This is a genomic window from Mesorhizobium sp. M8A.F.Ca.ET.021.01.1.1, assembly GCF_003998025.1.
Taxonomy (GTDB): Bacteria; Pseudomonadota; Alphaproteobacteria; order Rhizobiales; family Rhizobiaceae; genus Mesorhizobium.
Genome location: NZ_RZSJ01000223.1, coordinates 1 through 8,994, shown reverse-complemented (window position 1 = coordinate 8,994; position 8,994 = coordinate 1). Strand labels below are relative to the sequence as shown.

General features: G+C 63.9%; 7 protein-coding genes. 4 read left to right on the top strand and 3 right to left on the bottom strand.

Annotated elements, in window-relative coordinates:
• Both EOA36_RS18245 and leuA read right to left on the bottom strand, forming a co-directional pair.
• Window positions 1-1,627, bottom strand: a 1,627-nt coding sequence (locus EOA36_RS18245) for a hypothetical protein (protein WP_127278821.1), incomplete at its 3' end; no start/stop codon positions are given.
• Window positions 1,628-1,882: 255 nt separating this feature from the next.
• A complete protein-coding gene (gene leuA, locus EOA36_RS18240) occupies window positions 1,883-3,622 on the bottom strand; it encodes a 2-isopropylmalate synthase (protein ID WP_127278820.1) in 1,740 nt (579 codons plus the stop codon).
• 402 nt (window positions 3,623-4,024) lie between these two features.
• Between leuA and EOA36_RS18230 the strand changes: the two genes are divergently transcribed.
• Genes EOA36_RS18230 through EOA36_RS18220 form a run of 3 tightly spaced genes read left to right on the top strand, consistent with a single transcriptional unit; the run spans window position 4,025 to window position 6,286 of the window.
• The gene (locus EOA36_RS18230) at window positions 4,025-5,191 is read left to right on the top strand and encodes an ATP-grasp domain-containing protein (protein ID WP_127278819.1); all 1,167 of its coding nucleotides are present in this window, start codon (window positions 4,025-4,027) and stop codon (window positions 5,189-5,191) included.
• 4 nt (window positions 5,192-5,195) lie between these two features.
• Window positions 5,196-5,972 (top strand): alpha/beta hydrolase-fold protein, encoded by a 777-nt coding sequence (locus tag EOA36_RS18225; RefSeq protein ID WP_127278818.1) that lies wholly within the window; start codon window positions 5,196-5,198, stop codon window positions 5,970-5,972.
• Complete coding sequence (locus tag EOA36_RS18220; protein WP_127278817.1) at window positions 5,972-6,286, top strand: nuclear transport factor 2 family protein; 315 nt, start codon at window positions 5,972-5,974, stop codon at window positions 6,284-6,286. The genes EOA36_RS18225 and EOA36_RS18220 overlap by 1 nt, the downstream gene beginning before the upstream one ends.
• 15 nt (window positions 6,287-6,301) lie before the next feature.
• Here the strand turns inward: EOA36_RS18220 and EOA36_RS18215 are convergent, their stop codons facing one another.
• A complete protein-coding gene (locus EOA36_RS18215; RefSeq protein ID WP_127278816.1) occupies window positions 6,302-7,837 on the bottom strand; it encodes an MFS transporter in 1,536 nt (511 codons plus the stop codon).
• Between the two features lie 147 nt (window positions 7,838-7,984).
• On the opposite strand from EOA36_RS18215, the gene EOA36_RS18210 reads away from it, so the two are divergent.
• On the top strand, window positions 7,985-8,872 hold the full coding sequence (locus EOA36_RS18210) for a LysR family transcriptional regulator (RefSeq protein ID WP_127278815.1): 888 nt from the start codon (window positions 7,985-7,987) through the stop codon (window positions 8,870-8,872).
• The last annotated feature ends 122 nt before the right edge of the window (window positions 8,873-8,994 follow it).

Here is an 8,994-nt window from a genome sequence, read left to right as displayed (position 1 = left end):
GCTTGCGCGCCAGATTGTCCTGACCGGCGATCTTGGCGCCGATCAGCCGGGCGGCAAGATAGTGTGACTTCGTTGCGGTTGTTCTCAGAGAGGAACTGGCGATCGCGGCCTTGTTGGTGTCGCCAAGCATGAGTTCGCCGGCGAAAAGTCCAAAATCCCACCATGTCGGATGACCGCTGGAGGCGTCCACCGCCTGGGCCAGGATCGGCGTCCCCTCGGCATAGCGGCCGGCGAAAATCAGCCCGTAGCCATAAGCGGCGGCCATGGCGAGATCGTAGGGATTGAGGTCATAGGCCTTGCGCATCCAGCGCAGCGCCTCGTCGGCGTTGCCAAGACGGGAATTGATGTAGCCGTAGGAACGATGCGCGTAGGGACTGGTCGGCCCCATCTGCACGGCGCGATGGGCGAATGTCATCGCCTTCTCGATCGTGGCATCCGGCGGATAGGCGTAGTGGTCGTTCACGGCCTCCAGGTGGAGCGAGGCGATTTCCGAATAGACCAACGGTGATTTGGCGCCGTTTTCGGCGAGGGTTTCGAGGCAGCGATAGGCGGCCTCGTGGGTCCTGGCGTTCTGGTCGAGATAATATTTGTCGTTGAGCGTCAGGCATTGCGTGAGGGCGGTTTGTATGCCGCTCTGTTCGAGATAGCCGTAGATCGTGCCGGAAGCGGGAAGAGCGGACGTCAAGATGCCGGCTATACGGCTCTCGACGGTGGTCGGCGCGCTGTCGGCGGCGGTCAGGTTGCGCGACAAAAGCACCCGTCCGGTGGCCACGCTCTGCAGCTCGATCGTGATGTCACCCGTATCCGGCCCAGGCAGGATATCGAAGATGAAGCTCGTCGCGCTAGCGACCGGATCGGCCTTGTTGACGATGTCGCGACCGATGAAGTCGATCGTATCGAAGCCGCTCAGTCCGGCACGCAGCGTTGCGGCGACACGGCTGGCATCCGTGCCACTGGCCTTGACGGCGATGTAGACCAGCGGCAAAGCCTCGCTGGCGGCGGACGGCGCGATGCTGCCGGTCAGGGTCGCGGTCTCGAGCGTTGCCGCAGGGTCGCCGCCTGCCAGCAGCGCACCGCTGCCCTGACGCAATATCAGAACGCCGAGCATGGCTATGACCACGGCGATCGCCATCCAGAAGAACCGGAGATGGCGTGCCACCGAGGGCTCCGGCGCCGCCGCCGGTGCCAGCAATGCAGCGGCGGCAATGGCATCACCGGGGGGCTCGGATGGTGCCCCTACGGCTTCGATCTGCTCGGCGGGTTTCGCAGGTTCCGGCAAGCGGATCGCGTTGAGCTCATAGGCCGGGACATAGCTGCCGCGCGGTATCGCTATGCGAAACGGCTCCGCGACGCCTTCATTGGCGAAATATTGCTGCAGCAGCTCGCGTAGCCTGCCCGCCTGCACGCGTACCACCGCGTCGGTCGAAGGATCGAAATCGCCATCCTTGCCGAAGACATCCATGGCGATGGAAAAGCCCTTGAGCCGGTCGGCTTCGCCTGCCTGTTCGCGCTCGACAAGATAACGCAACAGCTTGCGTGCACGCTCGGATCGTCCGAACGTTTCGCTGGCAAGCAGTCGCTCTAGTGTCTCGCGCACTGCGGGGGCGGCAGGCGTGGCATGCTGCAAGTGTCGATCCTCTCGAAGTCGGCACAGGTTGAGGCGCGATCATATAGTTCCCGCACCGGCACACAAGTATGCACCCATTATGCGATCGCGTACCTCACCGGAGAATACTCTGGTGGTTAACGGCCCTGCCGGTATAAGCCACGGCATGGTCGTGAGAGTCGGCATCGGCCAGTCGAGGCCAGAGCCTTTTGCGGGCTTGAAAAAGTGGCGGCGCGGAGAGCTGTTCCTGCCTCCGGCGCCGCCGACCGGCCGATGCTACCGCGCCTTGCGACCGACGATACGATTGGCCGCCGACGTCACCGCTTCCAGCGAGGCGGCGACGATGTTGGTGTTGATGCCGGCGCCGAACAGCTTGCCCCTGGGATATTCCATCTCGACATAGGAGATGGCCGACGCGTTCGAGCCGCGCTGCAACGAGTGCTCGGAATAATCGAGCACCGACATGTCGACGCCGACATGGCGCGACAGCGCATCGACGAAGCCGTCGATCGGGCCCGTGCCGGTGCCTGATATCGTCACTTCCTTGCCATTGTCGAGGATGACCGCCTCGATCACCCGCCGGCCCTTGACCTCGGTATCGGGATAGGTGTGGTGGTCGAGGAATTTCAGCCGCGCGCCCGGCTGGTCGACATAGGTCTCCAGGAAGCGCTCGTAAATGCGCTTGGCCGGAACCTCCTTGCCTTCGGCATCGGTGATCGCCTGGATCGCCTGGCTGAACTCGATCTGCAGGTTGCGCGGCAGATTGAGGCCGTAATCGGCCTGCAGCACATAGGCGATGCCGCCCTTGCCCGATTGCGAGTTGATGCGGATGATCGCCTCGTAGCTGCGGCCGACATCGGCCGGGTCGATCGGCAGATAGGGCACTTCCCAGTGCGGCGTGTTGGCCTTCTTCAGCGCCTTCATGCCCTTGTTGATGGCGTCCTGGTGCGAGCCGGAAAAGGCCGTGTAGACGAGTTCGCCGACATAGGGATGGCGCTCGGGAATCTTCAGCTGATTCGAATATTCATAGACGTCCTTCATCCGGTTGATGTCGGAGCAGTCGATGCCCGGATCGACGCCTTGCGTGTACATGTTGAGCGCCAGGGTGACGATGTCGACATTGCCGGTGCGCTCGCCATTGCCGAACAGCGTGCCTTCGACGCGGTCGGCACCAGCCATCAGACCGAGTTCGGTGGTGGCGATGCCGGTGCCGCGGTCATTGTGCGGATGCAGGGAGATGATCAGGTTTTCCCTGGCGTCGAGGTTGCGGCACATCCACTCGATGCGGTCGGCATAGATGTTGGGCGTCGACATCTCGACGGTCGACGGCAGGTTGATGATCAGCTTGTTGTCAGGCGTCGGCCTGACGATCTCGGTGACGGCGTTGCAAATCTCCAGCGCGACCTCGAGTTCGGTGCCGGTGAAGCTCTCCGGCGAATATTCGAAACGGTAGCCGCCGCCCGCCTTGGCCGCCATGTCGGTGATCATCTTGGCGGCGTCGGTGGCGATGCGCTTGATGCCGCCGACATCCTTCTCGAAGACGACGCGGCGCTGCAATTCGCTGGTCGAGTTGTAGAAATGCACGATCGGGTTGGTGGCGCCGTTGAGCGCCTCGAAGGTGCGGCTGATCAGTTCGGGCCGGCACTGGACCAGCACCTGCAATGACACATCGGCCGGCACATTGCCTTCCTCGATGCACCAGCGGGCGAAGTCGAAGTCAGTTTGCGAAGCCGACGGGAAGCCGATCTCGATCTCCTCGAAACCCATGTCGAGCAGCAGCGCGAACATGCGCGCCTTGCGCTCGTGGCCCATCGGATCGATCAGTGCCTGGTTGCCGTCGCGCAGGTCGACCGAGCACCAGATCGGGGCCTTGTCGATCACCTTCGAGGGCCAGGTCCGGTCGGTGAGACCGACCGTAGGATAAGGTTGGTATTTTCGGGCTGCGTCCGGCATGCCCCGGCCGACCTGCTTGCCGGTCGCGGCCTCGCTGGCGCGGATGTCTTCTCGTGCGTTCATCGTCGTTTCTCCCGGCGGCTGGCGGTCCACCTTTCAGGCGGATGTGGTGCCAAGCGGCGCCTTTACCAGATTTTCGTTCGCTTGATATGATTTGCCAAGGAGCATGCGCTTGCGCGGCGGTTCGACCGCCGGGCGCTCCTTCAGCGAACCCGGCGATCGCCGATAAGGCCGAGAAGAAGCAGGGTCGAGGCAAGCGCGCGAACGGTCTCGCCGGCAAAGCCGGTCTGACGGGAAGCGGTGGTGGCGCGCGTGTTCATGGCCGCTCTCATACAGGAGCGGCCTGCTGGAGGCAAGCGGGGCCGGCCCGGTCGAATTTTATCCCTGACGCGGACGCTCTTCCCCGCGCGCCGCAAATGCGCCAGACTTGAACGGTGGCGGGGTGCCGCCGGCAGGGGGTCGTCCATGAATTTCGTGTTCTTCTCGCCGCATTTTCCCGCCAACGGCGCCGATTTCTGCGACCGGCTGAAGAAGGCCGGCGCGACCGTGCTCGGGATTGGCGATGCACCCTTTGACGCTCTGGACGGCAAGCTGAAGGCAGCGCTTTCGGAATACTACCGTATCGCCGACATGGAAGACTACGATGCGGTGTTCCGGGCGATCGGGCATTTCATCCACAAATGGGGGCGCATCGACCGGTTCGAATCGCTCAACGAGCACTGGCTGGAACTGGAAGCCAACATCCGCACCGACTTCAACATCTATGGCACCAAGCTCGATTTCGTGAAGAATCTGAAGCGCAAGAGCCGCATGCGCGCCTTCTTCCGCAAGAGCGGCGTCGAGACCATAGCGCAGCGCAAATGCTCCGACCGGGCCGGCGCCATGACCTTCATCCGCCGCGTCGGCTATCCCGTGGTGGTAAAACCGGATTCCGGCTCCGGCGCTTCGAACACGTTCAAGATCTCGAATGCGAAAGAACTCGACCAGTTCTTCCGGGACAAGCCGGAGGATGTGACCTTCGTCATGGAGCAGTTCATCGAGGGGCTGGTGGTGACCTATGACGGGCTGGTCAACCGCGACGGCGAGGTGGTGCTGGCGGCCAGCCATCGCTACGACCAGAGCGTCATGGAGGTGGTCAACAAAGACCGCCACATGAGTTACACCTGCTTTCCCCGGATCAGGCCTGTCGTCGAGGAGGCCGGCCGCAAGATCCTGAAAGCATTCGACGTGCGCGAACGCTTTTTCCACATCGAACTGTTCGAGACCAGGGACGATCGCATCATCGCTCTGGAGGTCAACATGCGCCCGCCCGGCGCCTGGATGACCGACGCGATCAACTACACGTTCGACATCGACGTCTATGCGGCCTGGGCAGACATGGTCGTGAGGGACGCAGCCGGCGGCCCCTATGAAGGCAAGTATTTCACCGCCTATGCCAGCCGCAAGCGCCACCTCGACTATTTGCACAGCCATGCGGACGTGCTAGCCGCGCACCGCGACAAGATCGTCCACCATCAGGCCATCGAGAAGGTTTTCAGCCGCGCCATGGGAGATTACGCCTACCAGATGCGCTCGAAGGATCAGGCGGAGCTGCGCGAGGCGGTTGCCTATATCCACGCGGAAAAGGCTTGAGGACATGGACATTTCCTATCACAAGGCTTTCGCCCGCAATCTCGGCCGCGACATGGAGTACAAGCGCTATGGCCATGCCGGCCGGCCCGTCGTGGTGTTCCCGACCTCGCAGGGCCGGTTCTACCAGTTCGAGGATTCCGGCGGGGTGGGCGCGCTCGCCGAATTCATCGACACCGGCCGCATCCAGTTGTTCACGGTGGACGGCATCGATTCGGAATCCTTCTTCGACAAGCGTGCCGACCCCGCGCACCGCATCGCCCGCCACGAGGCCTATTTCCGCTATGTGCGAGAGGAGGCGCTGCCGGAATTCCTGGAAACCGCCGCGCAGGCCAATGGCGGACGGCGGCTGAAGCCCTTGTTCTCAGGCTGTTCGATGGGCGGCTACCATTCCTCGAACTTCGTCTTCCGATTTCCCGAACTCGCCAGCGGCGTCATCTCGCTGTCGGGTGTCTATTCGGCCCGCGATTTCTTCGGCAAGGCGCTCGACGGCGACATCTTCTACAACTCGCCGCTCGATTATCTGCCCGGCATCGTCGACCCGAAATTGCTGGCGCGGCTGAAGGCGCTGAGGCTTATCTTCTGCTGCGGGCAGGGCGCCTGGGAAGAGCGCATGCTGGTCGAGACGCGCCAGCTGGAACAGATCCTGCGCGACAAGTCCATTCCCGCCTGGGTCGACTATTGGGGCGGCGACGTCAGCCATGACTGGCCGTGGTGGCACAAGCAACTGGTCTATTTCTTCGGCCGCTGGCTGGATGACGACCTGATGCACAGGCTGGACTGATGACCACACCGGATCCCATCCGCCGCTTTGTCGAGGCCACCAACAGTGGCGACACGGACGCCTTTCTCGATACCTTTGCCGACAACGCGTTCCTGAGCGACTGGGGTCGATCGTTCCAGGGTCGCGAGCAGATCGCGCGATGGAACCAGTCGGACAATATCGGCGTGAAGTCACGTCTGGGCATCGTCAGCATCACGCCGGCGGACGGCACTTATCGCGTCCGCATCGCCGTCAAGGGCAAGGGCTTCAATGGCGAGGGCGACATGACTTTCACCCTGGATGGTGACCACATAGCGAGCCTCGTCATCACCTGATGTCCTAGCCGATGATCACGCTTCCTGGCATGCCGGCAACGGGACCGCCTCGTGTTCCGCCGCCGATGCGCGCCGCAGGCCGAGAAAGACGACAAGGGCGGTGACGATGGTGATTACGGCCAGCACGATCAGCAGCCTGTCGAACGCCGTCTCGTAGGCCTCGACCAGAACTGTGGCGCCGGCCATGGGCAGATGCCGTGCCGTTTCACCGACATTGCCGGTCACCAGCAATTGCGCCGCCGCGGACGCATCGCTGGAAGACGCCGCGCCCCGGGCGGTGAGCTGAGCGGCGGTGAAGCCCGACAGGGTCGCCATGACGATGGCCAGCGCCACGCCCTCGCAAGCGACGCGCGTGGTGTTGAAGATGCCGACGGCCATGCCGGCGCGCTCGGTCGGCACGACGCTGACGGCGAGCCCGTCCATCAACCCCCAGGGCAGAGCGATGCCGACGCCGATCAGGATCAGCGGCGCGACCAGGGCGGCGCCGACCGATGGCGTCAGGCTCAGCCAGACCAGGCCGGCCGCGGCGACGAGCAGGCCGGCGCCGCAGATGGTGGCCGGAGCGATCCAGCGCGCCAGCTGGCCGGCAAGCAAGGGCAGGACCAGCAACGGCCCGGAGAGGCAGATCATCAATTGTCCGGCCCTGATCTCGCCCATGCCTTCGATGCCGATGAAGCGGATCGGCAAAAGCACGAGCAGGACGACGAAGCCATAGGCGGGCGCCGCCGCCAGGAACTGCACGCCGACGAAGCGCGGATAACGAAACAGGGTGAGATCCAGCATCGGCCGGCGCACGCGCCGCTCGACGACGACAAACAGCACAAAGCAAAGGACGGCCACGCCCAGAAGCGTTATCACGAGAGGATCGGCCCAGCCGCTCTGCGGCGCCTGCAGCACGCCATAGGTCAGCGAGGCCAGCGCGACGGTGAACGTGCCGGCGCCCGCCCAGTCCAGTCCTGTCGCATCCGGATCACGCGATTCCCTGATGGTGCGCAGGCCCAGCAGGGCGGCTGCAATTGCAAGCGCGGTGACCAGGAGGAAGATCGACCGCCAGCCGAACGCGGCGATGAGCAGGCCCGACGCGATCGGACCGAAGGCGAGGCCGATGCCGAAACTGGTGCCGAGGAAGCTGAAGGCGCGCAGCCGCGGCGCTCCCTCGAATTCCTGGGCAAGCGCGGAGGCACCGCCGGCGAAAGCCAGGGCACTCCCCAAGCCCTGCGCTGCCCTGAAAATGTCGAACCAGGCGATGTCGGGCGCCAGCATCGCGCCGAGCGATGCCAGGACGTAGAGGCCGAGACCGGCGAGGAAGATCCGCTTGCGGCCGTGATTGTCGGAAAGCGCGCCCGCCGCCATCAGGCTGGCGGCGAAGGTCAGCATGAAGGCGTTGGTCACCCAGTTGAGCGCGATCGGGCTGCCGCCGAGGTCGGCCCCGATGCGGGAGAGCGCGACGGCCGGGCCGGTGAAGGTCAGGGGCATCGTCATGGCGGCAAGGCATACCGACAAAAGCACGAGCCATCTCTCGGCTGGGCCGCTGGTGGTCTTCGAGGTCATGGATTTTCCTATCTGAAGCAGTCTGCACCGGCGGCCCGCGCAATCGCGGCGCCGCTATGACGACCAAGATAGGTCAGCGACAGTTCCGGAAAAATAGTGTTAAATATCTCGACATAACGGACTGAAACGCTCGAATGGAGCAACCCGATGGATCGCCTCAGCGGCCTTCTGGCCTTCGCCCGCACGGCCGAATTCGGCAGCTTCGTCGCCGCCGGCCGGGCACTCGGCATCTCCGCTTCAGCGGTAGGCAAAAGTGTCGCGCGGCTCGAACAGGAGCTCGGCGTGCGGCTGCTGCAGCGCTCCACGCGGCGGATCGGCCTGACCGAAGAGGGCAAGCTGTTCAATGAGCGCGTGCGGCGCATCCTGGACGACATCGACGATGCCGAGGCGATGCTGTCGCGGACACGGGAGACGCCGCGCGGGCGGCTTCGCGTCTCGACCCCGATCGTCACCTACCACCTCTTGCTGCCGGTGCTGTCGGAGTTCATGGCGCGCTATCCCGAGATCGAGCTCGATATCGACTTCAACGACCGCATCGTCGACGTCATCGAGGAAGGCATCGACGTTGCCATCCGCAGCGGCGAGCTGCCCGATTCACGATTGGTGTCGAGGCCCATTGCCCCCTTCCGCATGATGCTGTGCGCGGCGCCGTCCTATCTCGACCGTCACGGCATGCCCGGCACGCCGGCCGACCTCATCAGGCATTTCGGCATAAATTTTCGCTATCTCAACAGCGGCAGGCTGCTGGAGTGGCCGTTCGCCACCGGGAGTGCCGAGCCGGAGATCCGCTCGATGTTGACCTGCAACAATATGGAAGCCTTGAAGGGCGCCACGATCGCCGGTCTGGGCATCGCCTGCATGCCGGATTTCCTGGTGCGCGAGGCGCTGAGCGAAGGAAAATTGCGTACCGTGCTCGACGACCAGGTCGATGGCCGTGGCCAGTTCCGAATGCTGTGGCCATCCAACCGCCATTTGTCGCCAAAGGTGCGCGTCTTCGTCGATTTCCTTCCCGAACGGCTCGCGGCGGCGCGGTAACTCGCCGGTGCCGGGCTTTCACGTCCTGATGCTCCTGGCCACCAGCCGCGCGATGCTCGGGCCTACTAGCAGCACGATCAGGAAGCGCGCCGACTGCAGCGCCATGACGAAGGAGATGTCGA